Source organism: Hydrogenophaga sp. (assembly GCF_030373245.1).
Lineage (GTDB): Bacteria > Pseudomonadota > Gammaproteobacteria > Burkholderiales > Burkholderiaceae_C > Hydrogenophaga.
In genome coordinates, this window is the sequence record NZ_JAUCZF010000005.1 from 127,408 (window position 1) to 142,559 (window position 15,152).

Consider the following 15,152-nt stretch of genomic DNA (forward strand, 5'->3'; position numbering starts at 1 on the left):
TTGCGGACGATTCCTTCATTCGGCTGACGACGCTTTCGATCAGCGGGATTTCCACCACGATTCACGGAGCCAAAGACATGAGCGCCCAGCAACCCACCATCATTTACACGCTGACCGACGAGGCACCCCTGCTGGCCACGCGTGCGTTCCTGCCCATCATCCAGGCGTTCACCCAGCCCGCCGGCATCAACGTCGAGACCAGCGATATTTCCGTCGCGGCGCGGGTGCTGGCGGCTTTTCCCGAGTGCCTGAGCGAGGAGCAGCGGGTTCCCGACAACCTCGCCGCACTCGGCCAGCTCACACTCAAGCCCCAGGCCAACATCATCAAGCTGCCCAACATCAGCGCCTCGGTCTCGCAGCTCATCAGCGCAATCAAGGAGCTTCAGGCCAAGGGCTATGCATTGCCCGACTACCCCGAGTCACCCAAGACCGAGGAGGAAAAGTCGATCCGGGCGCGGTACGCCAAGTGCACCGGCAGCGCGGTCAATCCGGTGCTGCGCGAGGGCAACTCCGATCGGCGTGCACCCCGCGCAGTGAAGGAATACGCCCGCAAGAACCCCCATTCCATGGCCGACTGGAGCCAGGCTTCGCGCACCCATGTCTCCCATATGCACCACGGCGACTTCTACCATGGCGAAAAGTCCATGACGCTGGACAAGGCGCGCGACGTCAAGATGGAGCTGATCACCAAGAGCGGTAAAACTATCGTGCTCAAAGACAAGGTGGCACTGCAAGACCGCGAAGTCGTCGACAGCATGTATATGAGCAAGAAGGCCTTGCTCGACTTCTACGAAAAGGAAATTCAGGACGCCTACAAGACCGGGGTGATGTTTTCGCTGCACGTGAAGGCCACGATGATGAAGGTGTCCCACCCCATCGTGTTTGGCCACTGCGTACGCATCTTTTACAAAGACGCGTTCGAGAAACACGCCAAGCTGTTCGATCAGCTGGGTGTGAACGTCAACAACGGCATGGTCAATCTTTACGACAAGCTGGCCACGCTGCCGCAGTCTCAGCGTGAGGAAATCATTGCCGACCTGCACGCCTGCCATGAAGGGCGTCCGGAGCTGGCCATGGTCGACTCGGCCAAGGGCATCACCAACTTCCATTCGCCCAACGACGTGATCGTGGATGCCTCCATGCCGGCCATGATCCGCAACGGCGGCAAGATGTGGGGAGCTGACGGCCGACTGAAGGACGTGAAGGCCGTGATGCCGGAATCGACCTTTGCCCGCATCTACCAGGAGATGATCAACTTCTGCAAGTGGCACGGTGCGTTTGACCCCACGACCATGGGCACCGTACCGAACGTGGGCCTGATGGCACAGCAGGCCGAAGAGTACGGCTCGCACGACAAGACGTTCGAGATCCCAGAGGCCGGTACCGCCAACATCACCGACCTGGCCACGGGCGAAGTGCTGCTGAGCCAGGAAGTCGAGCAGGGTGACATCTGGCGCATGTGCCAGGTGAAAGATGCGGCCATCCGCGACTGGGTCAAGCTGGCCGTGACCCGTGCGCGCAACTCGGGCATGCCGGTGGTGTTCTGGCTTGACCAGTACCGACCGCACGAAGCGCAGCTGATCACCAAGGTCAAGATGTACCTGCACGAGCACAACACGGCGGGCTTGGACATCCAGATCATGAGCCAGGTGCGCGCGATGCGCTACACGCTCGAGCGCGTAATCCGCGGGCTGGACACCATCAGCGCCACCGGCAACATCCTGCGCGACTACCTCACCGACCTGTTTCCCATCATGGAACTGGGTACCAGCGCCAAGATGCTGTCCATCGTGCCGCTGATGGCGGGCGGCGGCATGTACGAAACGGGTGCGGGTGGTTCAGCGCCCAAACATGTGCAGCAGCTGGTGGAAGAAAACCACTTGCGCTGGGATTCGCTTGGGGAGTTCCTGGCGATGGCCGCCTCGCTGGAGGATCTAGGCGTGAAGACGGGCAACGCCAAGGCCAGGATTCTGGCCCGCACCCTGGACGCGGCCACAGGACAGCTGCTGGACCAGAACAAGAACCCTTCGCCCAAGACGGGGCAACTCGACAACCGGGGCAGCCAGTTCTACCTGGCCATGTACTGGGCGCAGGCCCTGGCGGCGCAGACCGATGATCCGGCGCTTGCCACGCACTTCGCGCCGCTGGCCAAGCGCCTCACCGACAACGAGAAAACCATCGTGGCCGAGCTGGCTGCGGTACAAGGCCAGGCGGTGGACATTGGCGGCTACTACCAGCCTGATGTGCGCAAGCTCGACGCCGTCATGCGCCCAAGCAAGACCCTGAACGCGAGTCTGGCCGGCGCCGAGGCCTGAGGCCGACTATTCCTGAGCCAACAGAAAGTGGCGTGCGCAACGCGCGCCGCTTTCTTCAGGGGCGCTTGTTGAGGCCGCCGATGCGGCCGCCAGCGGCGATGCCGCGCTTGGCGAACCATCCCTGATTCATCTCCAGCACGTAGCGCACTGGCTCGGTTGAGCAGTGCGAGTCGGTGGTCTGGGGTTTCATGTCGGCCAGGTTAACGATCCGACCATCGTCGGCCACAAACGCGGCGGTCAGTGGCAGCAGCGTGTTCTTCATCCAGAAGCATTGCACAGCGGGTGCTTCAAAGACGAAGAGCATGCCCTCCTGCACCGGCATCTCGGGCCGGTGCATCAGACCAATTTGTCGCTGCTGCGGGGTGCTCGCCACCTGCGCATCGATCAGGTGCATGCCGGCCGAGAGCTTCACACGCGGCAGGTTGATCTGAGGTTGATCCTGTGCGGCAGCCAACCCGGCGAAGGCGACAAGCAGGGCGGCGAGGGTGGGGTGAGTGCGTTTCATGATCGGATGGGCAAGACTAGAATCGGCTGCGCCTGTGACCCAGTTTCCAATCCTGAGTTCACCGGCCCTAGGTTGTCCATCGTATCGAACCCGGAGACTCCATCCCATGTACCAGCACATCAAAGTGCCCGCTGAAGGCCACAAGATCACCGTCAATGCCGACATGTCGCTCAACGTGCCCGATCATCCCATCGTGCCGTACATCGAGGGCGATGGCACGGGCTTTGACATCACCCCGGTGATGCTCAAGGTGGTGGATGCGGCCGTGGCCAAGGCCTATGGCGGTCAGAAGAAAATCCACTGGATGGAGGTTTACGCTGGCGAAAAATCGACCCAGGTCTACGGCCCTGACGTGTGGCTGCCGGAAGAAACGCTGGCTGCGCTGCGCGAGTTCGTGGTGTCCATCAAAGGCCCATTGACCACACCGGTCGGTGGCGGTATCCGTTCACTCAACGTCGCGTTGCGCCAGGAGCTCGACCTCTACGTCTGCCTGCGCCCGGTGCAGTACTTCAAGGGCGTACCTTCCCCGGTCAAAGAGCCAGAGAAGACCAACATGGTGATTTTCCGAGAGAACTCGGAAGACATCTATGCTGGTATCGAGTACGAAGCCGAGTCTGACAAGGCCAAGAAGCTCATCAAGTTTCTGCAAGACGAGATGGGCGTGACCAAGATCCGTTTTCCCAACACCTCGGGCATCGGCATCAAGCCGGTCAGCCGCGAGGGCACAGAGCGCCTGGTGCGCAAGGCGATCCAGTACGCGATCGACAACAACAAGCCCAGCGTGACCATCGTGCACAAGGGCAACATCATGAAGTACACCGAAGGCGGCTTCCGCGACTGGGCCTACGCCCTGGCGCAAAAGGAGTTCGGCGCCGAGCTGATCGACGGCGGCCCCTGGTGCAAGTTCAAGAACCCCAAATCTGGCAAGGACATCACGGTCAAGGACAGCATTGCCGACGCCTTCCTGCAGCAAATCCTTTTGCGCCCGGCCGAGTACTCCGTGGTGGCCACTCTGAACCTCAATGGTGACTACATTTCCGACGCTCTGGCAGCCCAGGTGGGTGGCATCGGCATCGCCCCAGGTGCCAATTTGTCGGACAACGTGGCCTGTTTTGAAGCCACGCACGGTACGGCGCCCAAGTATGCGGGCAAGGACTATGTGAATCCCGGCTCGGAAATTCTGTCGGCCGAAATGATGCTGCGCCACATGGGCTGGACCGAAGCGGCCGACCTCATCATCAGTTCGCTGGAGAAAGCCATCCTGTCCAAGAAGGTCACTTACGACTTCGCTCGCCTCATGGACGGCGCGACCCAGGTCAGCTGTTCGGGGTTTGGCCAGGTGATGATCGAAAACATGTAACTTTGTTCCAGGACGTCCCAAGACGTCCCTCAAGGTTTCAGAAAAAGACCCCATTGCTTTGATTCAATGGGGTTTTTTGTTTCAAGATGTCCGGCATCGTTTCTTGACTTCCAACGGCAACAGGGCCATATTCGGGGCCATCATGGGGCCATGGCTTAGGCCAAGTCATCAAAATGCGCCACGTCAACTACTCCCTAAAACCCGCGACGATCGACAACGCGAAGTCGCGTGAGAAAGCCTACGCGCTGACCGACGGGGGCGGCTTGCAGATTGAAATCCTGCCGTCCGGCGGCAAGACCTGGCGCTTCAAGTACCACCTGAATGGCAAGCGTGAAAAGGTCACGATTGGTGCCTACCCGGCCTTCACCATCAAGCAGGCCCGCGACCGCCACGAAGAACTGCGCGCGTTGGTCGCCCGTGGCCAGAGTCCAGCGAAGGCAAAGCGGGCGGCAGCGACCGAACAGAAACTTGTCGAAGCTCGCCGGTTGACTTTCCGAAGCTTTGCGCAGCGCTGGGTGGACGAGACACTTTTTTACCGGTCTGGCGGCTATGTGGCTCAGACCGTGCGCTGGCTGGATGCCTATGTCTACCCGGCTATTGGCGACATGCCGCTGGACGAAGTTCTGCCTCGCGACGTGCTGGCCATCATCAAGGCGCGCGCCGACACCGCCGTGACCGCGGAGCGCATCCGCGTGATCGTTCAGCAGATCTACAACCATGCGATCCGCAACCTACTGGTGACGACGAACCCGGCACAGCCGCTGCGTGGCGCCATCGCCCGCGCACCGGTGGAACATCACCGGCATCTCAGCGAAAAGGAACTGGCGGCGTTTTGGCGCAAGCTCGAAGACCAGGGCGCGCATTTCACAACGATTTCGGCGACCCGGTTGCTGATGCTCACGATGACGCGCAAGAGCGAATTGCTGCGCTCGAAGTGGCCCGAGTTCGATCTGGACGCCGCTCAGTGGGACATTCCGGCAGAGCGCATGAAGATGGGCAAGGCGCACCGCGTGTTTTTGTCGCGCCAGGCCGTTGACATCCTGAGGCAGGTGCACGAGTTCACTGGCCATGGGCAGTACGTGTTCCCGTCAATCTTTCGTGGCAGCGTGCCCATTGGAGACGTGACCTTGAACCACTTCTTCAAGCGCATGGACTTCGGTGTGTCCGACTTCAGCCCCCACGGCACGCGAGGCACAGCAGCGACCCTATTGCGCGAACACGGTTTCGGCCGGGATGTGGTCGAACTGCTGCTTGCCCACAGCGAGAAGAACGCCACTGTGGCGGCGTACAGCCACATGGAACTGGCCGCGGATCGGAAGAGGGCGCTGCAATTTCTCGCTGATCGTATCGAACAGCTTGTGGCAGTCGGCAACGTGGTCACCTTGCGCGCGGCCTGAGTTCGGATGCGTTGCAGATGCCTGCGCCCGCATCCCGAATTCATGAAGAAAGTTGGAACAGTGCTCAACCTGCAGACACTGCTGTTGACCTTGCACAGAGGCTCGCGAAGGCGAGCGCCGGTGACCAGATGGCGATTTCATGGGTGGATCCTTCGGTTGCCGGGCCGGTTGCGGCCCCTTGGTTCTGCGGTGGCGGGGCGGCGCGGCTGCAGGTCAGCAAGCGTGCTGGAAGCGAGGTCGAGGTGCTGGCGCACATCGCGCGCCAGGGTGTCGAGCATCAACCGCAGCAGCCTGGAGGACTCGCCTTCGCTCCGACGCAGCAGCGTGCTCAGCAGGTGGAGGTTGCGGCTGAAGGTGGCCAGTTCTGCGGTGGATTCATTCAAGACAGCGATGTGCTCTATCCGGCTGGCACCGCCTGTCAACACGGGCACGTGGGCCACCAGACCGGCCAGGTAGGCGCCGCGCGACAGGCCAGCGGCTCGGGCACCAGCAGCCAGCTGACCTGCCTCCATAGCGGTCATACGGATCGACAGCTTGACGCTGACAGCGTGCCCAGCCCCTTGGGGCGCCTCCACGCTCTTGGGCGCACCCTCCACCACCGAAAGACCCAGATCGCGCGCCACAGCGCTGCGCACCAACTCCGACACGCTGACCCGTTGCGCCTGCGCGCGGGCCACCAGCGCGGCCTTCAAGCCGCGCATTTCAACCGAGACGAAGTCGTGTGTTGACGTGTTCATGGACCGACGAATGGAGGGGCGCGGAGCGCTTGTGAAACTGGCGGCAGGCCGCCTATCTCTGCACTCACCATGAACCCAGTATTGGTCTGAATCGAGGCTCTGCAGACGCTGGATTTGGGCCCATATCCAGCCCGGAACATGGCCTTTGGGGCGGCTAAGATCGTTTCAATCCCTGGGCACCCTCGGCTCAAATGCACAAACTGAACCACCAGTGAACACAGACTGCACAAACCGAACAGCAAGTGAACCGTTACCGCATAAGAACTGAACAGAGAGGCTGAACCGAATACCTGAGTTTGTTTCTTTATTTAGTTATTTGTTGACAAATGACTAGACATTACAACAAACTGCATGAATGGTCCAAGGCAAAAACCCAACGAGGGAACACGCCGTGCTCGCTCTGGCAGAGCGCCAGCCTCTTCTGCGCGCACGCGACCTGACCGCGCAGGCACTGCCGACTGTGGTGCTCAGCAGGCTGGTCGCCGCGGGCAAGCTGGAACGTGTGGCACGCGGCGTCTACAGCCTGCCGGGGCGTGCACTCAGTGAACACCGGTCCCTGGCCGAAGTGGCACTGCGGGTGCCGCGTGGTGTCGTGTGCCTGCTGTCGGCGCTGCGCGTCCATGGCATCGGCACCCAGGCGCCGTTCGAGGTCTGGCTGGCGATCCCTCCGCACACACCTACACCCCGACTGGACCAGCCGGCGCTGCGTGTGGTGCGCATGTCGGGACTGGCTCTCTCCGAAGGCGTTGAACCCATCGACATTGATGGCGTGCCAGTTCCGGTGTTCAACGCCAACAAGACGGTGGCCGACTGCTTCAAGTACCGCAACAAGATCGGCCTGGACGTGGCGCTGGAGGCGCTGCGAGATGGCTGGGCACAGCGCAAGCTGAACATGGATGCGCTATGGCACTACGCCGCGGTCAACCGAGTGGCCAATGTGATGCGGCCCTACCTGGAAAGTGTCACGGCATGAGCCGCAACCTGGCCGCCTCCATCCGCGCCCGCTTGAAGCAACGTGCCGATGCCAGGAAGCAGGACTTCAATCTGACCCTCACCCACTATGGGCTGGAGCGCTTGCTGTATCGCCTGTCGATCTCACCCCATGCCGACAATTACCTGCTCAAGGGTGCGCTGCTGTTTTCGCTGTGGTACGACCAGCCACACCGGCCGACGCGCGACGCGGACCTGCTGGGCTTTGGACCGGACGACATTGACACTGCCGTTGCAGTTTTCCGTGAAATCTGTGTGATGGAGGTGGAAGACGGCATCGCGTTCGACACCGCATCCGTCAAGGGCTCGGTGATCCGCAAGGAGGCGGGCTATGGCGGTGTGCGGATCGACCTGCTGGCGAAGCTGGACGGCGCTCGCATCACGCTGCAGGTGGACATCGGATTTGGCGATGCGGTCACACCCGCGCCCGAATTGGTGAGCTACCCGGTGTTGCTTGAAGACCTGCCAGCACCGCAATTGCGCTCGTACCCGAAATACACCGTGGTAGCCGAGAAGTTCCATGCAGTGTGCTTGCTCGGCATGGCCAACACCCGGATGAAGGACTATTTCGATCTGTGGGTGCTGCTCACAGAGAGTGCCCTGGAACCGACAGAGCTGCGCCGCGCGATCGACGCCACCTTTGCCCGGCGGCAACTTCAAGTGCCGGACACCACACCTTCTGGCTTGAGCGATGTATTCGCACGGGATGCCGTGAAGACAGCGCAATGGACCGCGTTCCTGAAAAAGAACCGGCTGGCTGCCCTGGATCTGGTGGATGTGGTCACCCTGCTGCGCGATGAGTTTCAGAAGCTGCAAAAGCAAGGCTGAAAGGCTTGGTGGTACCTCAAACTTCAGACCAGAGAAATCTGAGGTTTCATGCGCCTTCCAGCCCATGATGTGAACGACGTGACAGCGACAACGGCAACACCGGGTCCAACCGATCCAGTGCCTGAACCGCCGTTTTCTCATCGACGCTGAACACCACCGCGTTTCCGGGGCGGTTCAAATGATCGGTCACGATGCCGAAATCACCGGTCACGTTGGTCCGAAAATGCCCAGCAATCAACGCCCCATGCTGTAGAACTCGTCGTTCGGCCGCATGCTGGTGACATTGGCCATGCGGTTGGACAATCCGAAGAAGGCCGCGATGCCGGCAATGTCCCAGATGTCATCCATGTCGAAGCCGTGCTGCCGCAATGTCTCGAAGTCGGCGTCATTCACCGCCCAGGCTTGCGCAGAGACCTTCATCGCGAAGTCCAGCATGGCCATCTGGCGAGGCGTGATGTCGGCCTTGCGGTAGTTCACCGCCACCTGGTCGGCCACCAGCGGGTTCTTGGCGCGAATGCGCAGGATGGCGCCATGCGCCACCACGCAGTACTGGCACTGGTTGGCGTTGCTGGTGGCCACCACGATCATCTCGCGCTCGGCCTTGGTGAGATTGCCCTTCTTGTCCATCAGGGAGTCGTGGTAGGCGAAGAATGCACGGAATTCGTCGGGCCGGTGCGCAAGCACGAGGAACACATTGGGCACGAAGCCCGACTTCTCCTGCACGGCCAGGATGCGCGTGCGGATGTCCTCGGGCAGGTCGTGGATCTCAGGTACCGGGAAGCGGCTGATCGGGAAGGCGGCTGTGGTCGACATGGTGGCTCCTTAAGCGTTGTTCAGGACAGGGAAGAATGGTGTGAGCTGAGGGCCTACGGCGCGTCGACTCGCACGACAACTCGGCCACGGACATGGCCTTCGAGCAGATCCGCAGCGACGCCGATGGCGTCGTCCAGATCAATCTCACGGATCAGGCGCTCGAGCAGATCGTGGTCGAGGTCTTGTGCCAGCCGGCGCCAGGCTTGCAAGCGCTCGTCGACGGGTGCCATCACGCTGTCGATGCCGGCCAGGGTGACGCCCCGCAGGATGAACGGTGCCACGCTGGCGGGCCAGGACATCCCGGCCGCCAGGCCGCAGGCCGTGACCACACCGCGGTAGCGCATGGCCGCACAGACGTTGGCCAGCAATTGGCCGCCAGCGACATCCACGGCGCCAGCCCAGCGCTCCTTGTCCAGCGGCTTGCCGGGTTTGGACAACTCGGCGCGGTCGATGATCTGGCGGGCGCCCAGCGCGCTCAGGAAGTCGGCCTCCTGTGGCCGGCCCGTTACGGCGGCCACCTCATAGCCCAGTTTGGAGAGCATCGCCACCGCCACGCTGCCCACGCCACCCGCGGCACCGGTCACGACCACTGGGCCTTGGTCCGGCGTCACGCCATGGCGCTCCAGCGCCAGCACACACAATGCGGCCGTGTAGCCAGCAGTGCCGATACCCATCGCCTGGCGCAGCGTGAAGGGCGACTGCAGCGGGATGAGCCACTTCCCCGGCACGCGCGCGCGCTCGGCCAGCCCGCCCCAATGCACCTCGCCCACGCCCCAGCCATTGAGCACCACCGGGTCTCCAATGGCAAAAGCCGGGTCGGCCGATGCCTCGACGGTGCCCGCAAAGTCGATGCCCGGCACCATCGGGAACCGGCGCACCACGGGCGAGCGGCCGGTGATGGCCAGCGCGTCCTTGTAGTTCAGCGTCGACCAGGCCACTCGCACGGTGACCTCGCCCTCGGGAAGAGATGATTCAGACAACTGCTGCACGCTGGCTGTCTGCTGTCCGTCTTGCTTGTCGATGAGCAGGCCACGAAACATGGGTGAGTCTCCTTTCGGGAGGTAGCGGGTGGTGGGGGGGTCAGGGGCCAGGGCTCAGCAGCGCAAAGAAGCCTTGTGCATAGACATCCAGCGCTTCGGGTGATCGCTCCAACTTGGCGCGCAGGACTGCACCTTCCCAGCCGATCCAGAAGAACTGGGCCAGGGCGGAACAGTCGAGTTGCGGCGGGATCTCTCCGGCCTGCTGTGCTTCAGCCAGGCAGCCCGCAGTGCGTGACTGCCAGTCGCGAAAGACCATCTGCAGCTGGACCCGGAAAGACTCTGGCAGCGTGCCCATCTCCTGCCCCAGGTTGCCCACCAGGCAGCCGCGCCGGAACCCATGGCGGGCCATGCCGGCCTTGGCATCCTCGATGAAGTGCCTCAGGCGCTGAAGTGGCGGGACGGGGACGCCCAGGAACCAGCGGTCCAGCTTGTGGGCGAAGTAGCTTGCATAGGCGTCGATCAACACCTGGCCAAAGGCTTCCTTGCTGTCGAAGTAATGATAGAAGGAGCCCTTGGGCACCTGCGCGATGCGAAGAATCTCGTCGATACCGACGGCCGAGTAACCCTTCTCGGTGAGGACCGCCACGCCTGTGCGCACCAAGAGCTCTCGCGTGTCCTGACGCGGCACGCTGGCGTCCCGCGGAGGTCGGCCGCGACGGCGGGGCAGCAAAGCAAGGTGGTTCATAGGGACCCTCAAACAGACTGATCGGTCTAATTATAGACAAAAATAGACCGATCGTCTATTTATTCGGATCTGGCCACGCCTGCCGCTGGCTCTCACCCCCGCGTGATGACCGAGGCGCCCTCGTGCACGGGGATCGCGGTGATCTCCAACTCCTTCAGGAAGGGCTCAGAACCGACCTTGGCGATGGCCGGCGAGGCCATGAAGGCATCCATGGACGCCTTGTCCTCCCAGATGTAGACACTGGCAAAGGTGCCCGTGTCGAAATCGGCCATCCAGGTCTTGCGGATCAGCCCGGGGACCTGGGCGATGGCCTCTGCATAAGGCTTCAGCCAGCGTTCCTGGTACTCGGTCTCGTTGAGGGTCAGGACGTAACGAAAAATCTGTGCGTATCTCATGGTCGTTCCTTTGAGGTGGCTGCCAGCACATGCTGGTGCACCGAAGGTAAAGACTGAGGGCCGTAAAGACAACGCCTATACTTTCTATGAACGCATAGGTAAAAACTGTATGTATAGCCTGACATCCCTGCGCTACGCAGAGGCCGCCGCCCGGCTGAAATCCTTCAGCGCCGCTGCCCGCGAGTGCGGCGTTTCGCAGCCGACGGTGTCCTCGTCCATTGCGGAGCTCGAAACGGAACTCGGCACGCCTTTGTTTGTCCGGGGCGGGCGGCAGCTCGAACTCTCGATTCCCGGCACCCGCTTGCTGCCCAAGATCGCCCAGGTCCTGGGCGCTGTCGAAGCTCTGGAGTCCGAGACCCGGGATCTCGCCTCCACGGCGCGCTCTGAACTTCGGATCGGCTTCACACCATTGGCTGGCGCCGGGCGGGTGGCGCTGTTGCTCGAACCGTTCAGGCGCCAGCATGCTGACGTGCGTTTGCTGTTCTTTGAATCGGGTGTGGTCGATCTCGAGCGCCGCCTGGACGCAGGTCAGCTGGATGTGATCGTTGGAAGCGGCTTTCGACGCCTGCGAACACGCAAGCGACTCAAACTCATGCAGGAACCCTTGATGGTGTGCTCCAAGGGGGTTGAATCGAACGCCATGGCCACCATTGGACTGGAGGCGACCAGCCAACACCGGCTTCTGTTCACCGAGGATCTCTGCGGGCTGGCCAGCGCCACGCGCACCCTGTTTGAAAACGCCCAACTGAAGGTGGACGCCTACCCAGGTCGTGCCATGAGTTATGGCGCGCTGGAGGATTGGGTTGAACTGGGTCTGGGGACCGCCGTGATCCCGAAGCATCACGTTCGAAACAGGGCGCAGGCGCGGCCGCTGGTGGGTGCAGATGGTGCGCCACTGTTTCTCGAGATGGAGGCCGTGTGGAAGTCGCCGCTGGCAGCTTCAGAGCATGCCGCAGCGTTTCTCACCTTTCTGCACCGGGTAGTGCCGAAACTGGCGAGTGGAATGGCTCAATGAAGTCTGCAACTGTCCCTCGGTAGTCGAGGTCGCCAGCACGCCGACCACCTGCTGCAACTGGCTGTTGGGCGTCAATCAACTTGAGTACTGACCCACCACGTGGTGCCACCCGCATCTGTGAAACCGCCGTGCCTGTCGGCATCGCTTTCCTGGACAGGCTGCTTCATGATCGTGGCTCCTGCAGCGACAGCCCGCTCGAAGACCGCCTCCACATCGTTGGCGTAGATGTGCACGTGGCTTGGGGTGGCTGGTCACCCCTCCACTGCATCCGTGAGCATGGTCACCGTGTCGTCGATGCGCATCTCTGCGTGGGCAATCCTGCCGTCGCCACCTGGAATGACGCGCAGCGTCTGCGCATCAAACACCCTGATCAGGAAATCGATGGTGCCCTGAGCGCCGCTCACGGTGAGGTAAGGGGCAACCGATGTGTAGCCGGCGGGTTTGTGTACCGTGGGCCGAGGCAAGCGACAGCGCAGGTGGAATGTGCGCGCCGCGCCACATCTCCATCGGCCAAAGACACTCAGTTTCAGTTCCGCAGTTTGCCGTCAGATGAGAGCACGCCGATCTCGAGGTACCGCGCGCCCTCGCGTCGCGCCTTGCTGAAGTCCAGCCGAATACCACCCAGGTCCAGCGTTCCCTGGCTTGCAAGTGCTGATGACACGGAAGCCCTTGTCGGGGTTCCTGGCACCCGGCGAATTGCAGCTATCAATACCTTCGCCGCCAGGAAGCCTTCAAGTCCATAAGCCGATGGTGCCCAGCCAGGATCGCCGTGCACCCGCAACGCTTCCAGATACTCGCTGACCAAGGGCAGGGCGACCTTGTAAGTCGGTGGAACAACCTGCAAGATTCCGACACCTCTCGAGAGTTCTTTCGGTAGGGCTTTGAGCAGGTGGTCCGCGCTGGTCGATGAACTGGTGGTCAGCATCGCGCCTCCACCTTGCTCTCTGTAGGAAGTGATGAACTTTGCAGCAGCTGCACCCGTGGCAAAGATGGCGATGGCCTGAGGCTTCCGTTCAAGCATGGTGGCAACGGCACCTTTCACATCTGTGGTCGCAGGCTGATAGGTTCCCGCTCCGACCAAGGTGAGCTTTCTGGAGGCGAGCGCTTGGGTGACCTTTGCCAAGGCGTCGCGGCCAAAGGTGTCTTCCGGGTGGACCAGCGCCACGCGGTCAATGCCCAATGCTATGAAATGCGCAATGATGTGATTGGCCTCGTCCTCGACCCCGGGCCGGACGAAGTAAAGATGGGGACTCTTCAGCGCACGAACGCTGGTGGACCCTGTAAAGGCGCCAACAATGTTGAGGTCATTCGATGCGAGCAGACCTTGACTGACCAGGTCACCGTTCTGGGACGAGCCAACCACGTTGATCAGGGCGACGATGGGTCTTTCCTTGTCGGCCAGCAACTCGGTAACTGCACCCACCGTGCGCTTGGGATCGAAGCCATCGTCCTTGTCCAGCAGCTTCAGTGTCGAGCCGTTGATCCCGCCGTTCGCATTGACCTTACGCACCAACAAGGACGCACCTCGGGTCAATGGAACGCCGACCGACGACGCCGGCCCCGTTAAAGGTGACACCTGCCCTACATATATCGGCTTCTTTGGGTCCTGTGCAGTGGCACCTGAGCCCAGCACGGCAAGCAGCGCGGCAATCCCGCATCTGACGAGCATCTTGAACATACGTGTCTCCTCTTTGCAGTCAATCAGTCTGTGCATCTTCCGAGACCGGAATTGACCCTCAGTGCGCCAGCGGTTTGCAGCCGCGCCACCGGCCTTGGTCGGCTTGCTCTCGGGCCAGTGTCACCATCAGGTCGAACACCAACCCGGTCGCGGTGAGTTGAGGCTCGACCGGTGATATCGCCACCACGATTCGGCGGACCAAACGCGCGCCGGCCAAAGGCAAAAGCACAAGGTCTCCGGCAGCAACTTCATCCGCTACGCTGCATGCTGACAGCACAGCGCCGCCTAGCCCGGCTCGCGCCACGTGCGCCATCACCGTAAGAGAGTTGGCCTCGACCAGCACCTTCGGAGCGAGACCGGCCTTGCGCAAGGCCTGCTCAACGATGGGCCGCACGCCAAACGGTGCACTGGGTATGGCCAGCGGCACCGTGGCCAGCCATTCCAGATCGATCTTCGATTCACGCGCCAGCGGGTGCCTTGCACTGACCGCCAGGAAGAGTTCCTCTTCGAAAACCGGCTGCCAACTCAGGCCGTCCAGGCCAGCGTCCTCGAAAAGCAGCGCCACCTGAAGTCGTCCTGATCGCAGACGGTCGGCCAGGGCGCCGCTTATCTCGTCGTGCAACTGCAGCGCCAGTCGCGGGTAAAGCGAGCGCGCTCTTTCGATCAGCGGGATGCACAGTGCCCGTGTCAGGCTCAGCGGGAAACCCACCGACAGCGTGCCGGTGGGCGAGTCAGCGGTTTGCGCCAGCGCAGCCTTGGCTTCGTCACCTAGACGCAGCATGGCTCGCGCGTAGCGAGCAAGCTCTTCGCCAGCGGGCGTCAGCGCGACACCGCGCCCGGTACGCAGCAGCAAAGCTTGACCGAACTCGGCCTCCATGTTGGCCACGTGTCGGCTTAGCGCCGACTGCGCGACATGCAACGACTCTGCGGCACGCGACACGCTGCCCAACTCAGCAATACGCAGAAAGTACTTGAACTGGCGCAGATCCATTTCGCAAGCTTACTTCTAGTCGCACTCCCGAGATATCTTGAGTTGCGATGCCGACAACGCACAAAGGCATCGAAGCTGACGTGATTGGCCCTCCTTATCCGGGCTGACCCTGCGATACCACCATCGCCAATCGGCATTGGCACTTACAGGGCAGTTTCGGTAGATTTGCGACCTTTCTTGGGATGCAGTTTGGAGCCGTCAGCGCGTGTTCGAGGGACTGTTTCGCCCCTGCCGGTCAGGACCAAGGCCATGCTGCGCGATGCGGCCAACGAGCATATGGCAATGCTAGAGAAGTCACCCGAGCGGGTGATGACCTACTTCCAGGACCCAAGGTTCAAATATGCCGCCGGTTGAAACTTCAAGGGGCCGAAGCGATAGGTAGTCGTCCAGAGATCTGTCGCTA

General features: G+C 61.7%; 16 protein-coding genes and 2 pseudogenes. 7 read left to right on the top strand and 11 right to left on the bottom strand.

What is annotated here, in order from left to right; genetic code table 11:
• Positions 1–77: 77 nt before the first annotated feature.
• Positions 78–2,315: an NADP-dependent isocitrate dehydrogenase gene (locus QUV25_RS12800; protein WP_300864473.1), complete on the top strand. Its 2,238-nt coding sequence runs from the start codon at positions 78–80 to the stop codon at positions 2,313–2,315.
• 55 nt (positions 2,316–2,370) lie between these two features.
• Here the strand turns inward: QUV25_RS12800 and QUV25_RS12805 are convergent, their stop codons facing one another.
• Entirely contained in the window at positions 2,371–2,820 is a 450-nt protein-coding gene (locus QUV25_RS12805) for a DUF192 domain-containing protein (RefSeq protein ID WP_300864475.1), read from the bottom strand.
• Between the two features lie 106 nt (positions 2,821–2,926).
• On the opposite strand from QUV25_RS12805, the gene icd reads away from it, so the two are divergent.
• Together icd and QUV25_RS12815 are read left to right on the top strand one after the other, a co-directional pair.
• Positions 2,927–4,180, top strand: coding sequence for an NADP-dependent isocitrate dehydrogenase (icd, locus tag QUV25_RS12810; protein ID WP_300864477.1), 1,254 nt, complete (start codon positions 2,927–2,929; stop codon positions 4,178–4,180).
• A gap of 173 nt (positions 4,181–4,353) precedes the next feature.
• The gene (locus tag QUV25_RS12815) at positions 4,354–5,577 is read left to right on the top strand and encodes an integrase arm-type DNA-binding domain-containing protein (RefSeq protein WP_300864478.1); all 1,224 of its coding nucleotides are present in this window, start codon (positions 4,354–4,356) and stop codon (positions 5,575–5,577) included.
• Between the two features lie 137 nt (positions 5,578–5,714).
• Here the strand turns inward: QUV25_RS12815 and QUV25_RS12820 are convergent, their stop codons facing one another.
• Positions 5,715–6,314, bottom strand: coding sequence for a hypothetical protein (locus tag QUV25_RS12820; RefSeq protein ID WP_300864482.1), 600 nt, complete (start codon positions 6,312–6,314; stop codon positions 5,715–5,717).
• A 355-nt stretch (positions 6,315–6,669) separates the two neighbouring features.
• Here QUV25_RS12820 and QUV25_RS12825 point away from each other — a divergent pair, with 355 nt between their 5' ends.
• The gene (locus QUV25_RS12825; protein ID WP_300864485.1) at positions 6,670–7,287 is read left to right on the top strand and encodes a type IV toxin-antitoxin system AbiEi family antitoxin domain-containing protein; all 618 of its coding nucleotides are present in this window, start codon (positions 6,670–6,672) and stop codon (positions 7,285–7,287) included.
• On the top strand, positions 7,284–8,132 hold the full coding sequence (locus tag QUV25_RS12830; RefSeq protein ID WP_300864486.1) for a nucleotidyl transferase AbiEii/AbiGii toxin family protein: 849 nt from the start codon (positions 7,284–7,286) through the stop codon (positions 8,130–8,132). Before QUV25_RS12825 ends, QUV25_RS12830 begins: the two co-directional genes overlap by 4 nt.
• Before the next feature lie 67 nt (positions 8,133–8,199).
• On the opposite strand, the pseudogene QUV25_RS12835 reads toward QUV25_RS12830, so the two are convergent.
• The 5 genes and pseudogenes from QUV25_RS12835 to QUV25_RS12855 form a co-directional block, all read right to left on the bottom strand.
• Positions 8,200–8,313 (bottom strand): annotated as a pseudogene (locus QUV25_RS12835) (IS630 family transposase); the annotation flags it as partial.
• Between the two features lie 53 nt (positions 8,314–8,366).
• Complete coding sequence (locus QUV25_RS12840) at positions 8,367–8,945, bottom strand: peroxidase-related enzyme (protein ID WP_300864488.1); 579 nt, start codon at positions 8,943–8,945, stop codon at positions 8,367–8,369.
• Positions 8,946–8,998: 53 nt separating this feature from the next.
• Complete coding sequence (locus QUV25_RS12845; RefSeq protein WP_300864490.1) at positions 8,999–9,985, bottom strand: MDR family oxidoreductase; 987 nt, start codon at positions 9,983–9,985, stop codon at positions 8,999–9,001.
• 40 nt (positions 9,986–10,025) lie between these two features.
• A complete protein-coding gene (locus QUV25_RS12850; protein ID WP_300864492.1) occupies positions 10,026–10,670 on the bottom strand; it encodes a TetR/AcrR family transcriptional regulator in 645 nt (214 codons plus the stop codon).
• A 92-nt stretch (positions 10,671–10,762) separates the two neighbouring features.
• Positions 10,763–11,065 carry a YdhR family protein gene (locus tag QUV25_RS12855; protein WP_300864494.1) on the bottom strand — a complete coding sequence of 101 codons (303 nt, stop codon included), beginning with the start codon at positions 11,063–11,065 and terminating at the stop codon, positions 10,763–10,765.
• Here QUV25_RS12855 and QUV25_RS12860 point away from each other — a divergent pair.
• Positions 11,064–12,080, top strand: a complete 1,017-nt coding sequence (locus QUV25_RS12860; RefSeq protein ID WP_300864496.1) for a LysR family transcriptional regulator — start codon at positions 11,064–11,066, stop codon at positions 12,078–12,080. The two genes, QUV25_RS12855 and QUV25_RS12860, sit on opposite strands and share 2 nt — an antisense overlap.
• A 71-nt stretch (positions 12,081–12,151) precedes the next feature.
• Here QUV25_RS12860 and QUV25_RS12865 read toward each other — a convergent pair whose 3' ends face one another.
• The 4 genes from QUV25_RS12865 to QUV25_RS12880 all read right to left on the bottom strand — a co-directional run bounded on the left by QUV25_RS12865 (position 12,152) and on the right by QUV25_RS12880 (position 14,749).
• Positions 12,152–12,313, bottom strand: a complete 162-nt coding sequence (locus tag QUV25_RS12865; RefSeq protein ID WP_300864498.1) for a hypothetical protein — start codon at positions 12,311–12,313, stop codon at positions 12,152–12,154.
• An 18-nt stretch (positions 12,314–12,331) separates the two neighbouring features.
• The gene (locus QUV25_RS12870; protein ID WP_300864500.1) at positions 12,332–12,544 is read right to left on the bottom strand and encodes a hypothetical protein; all 213 of its coding nucleotides are present in this window, start codon (positions 12,542–12,544) and stop codon (positions 12,332–12,334) included.
• A gap of 62 nt (positions 12,545–12,606) precedes the next feature.
• The gene (locus tag QUV25_RS12875) at positions 12,607–13,758 is read right to left on the bottom strand and encodes an ABC transporter substrate-binding protein (protein ID WP_300864502.1); all 1,152 of its coding nucleotides are present in this window, start codon (positions 13,756–13,758) and stop codon (positions 12,607–12,609) included.
• A gap of 58 nt (positions 13,759–13,816) precedes the next feature.
• Positions 13,817–14,749, bottom strand: a complete 933-nt coding sequence (locus QUV25_RS12880) for a LysR substrate-binding domain-containing protein (protein WP_300864503.1) — start codon at positions 14,747–14,749, stop codon at positions 13,817–13,819.
• Between the two features lie 222 nt (positions 14,750–14,971).
• Here QUV25_RS12880 and QUV25_RS12885 point away from each other — a divergent pair.
• Positions 14,972–15,103 (top strand): annotated as a pseudogene (locus QUV25_RS12885) (IS630 family transposase); the annotation flags it as partial.
• Positions 15,104–15,152: the final 49 nt, after the last annotated feature.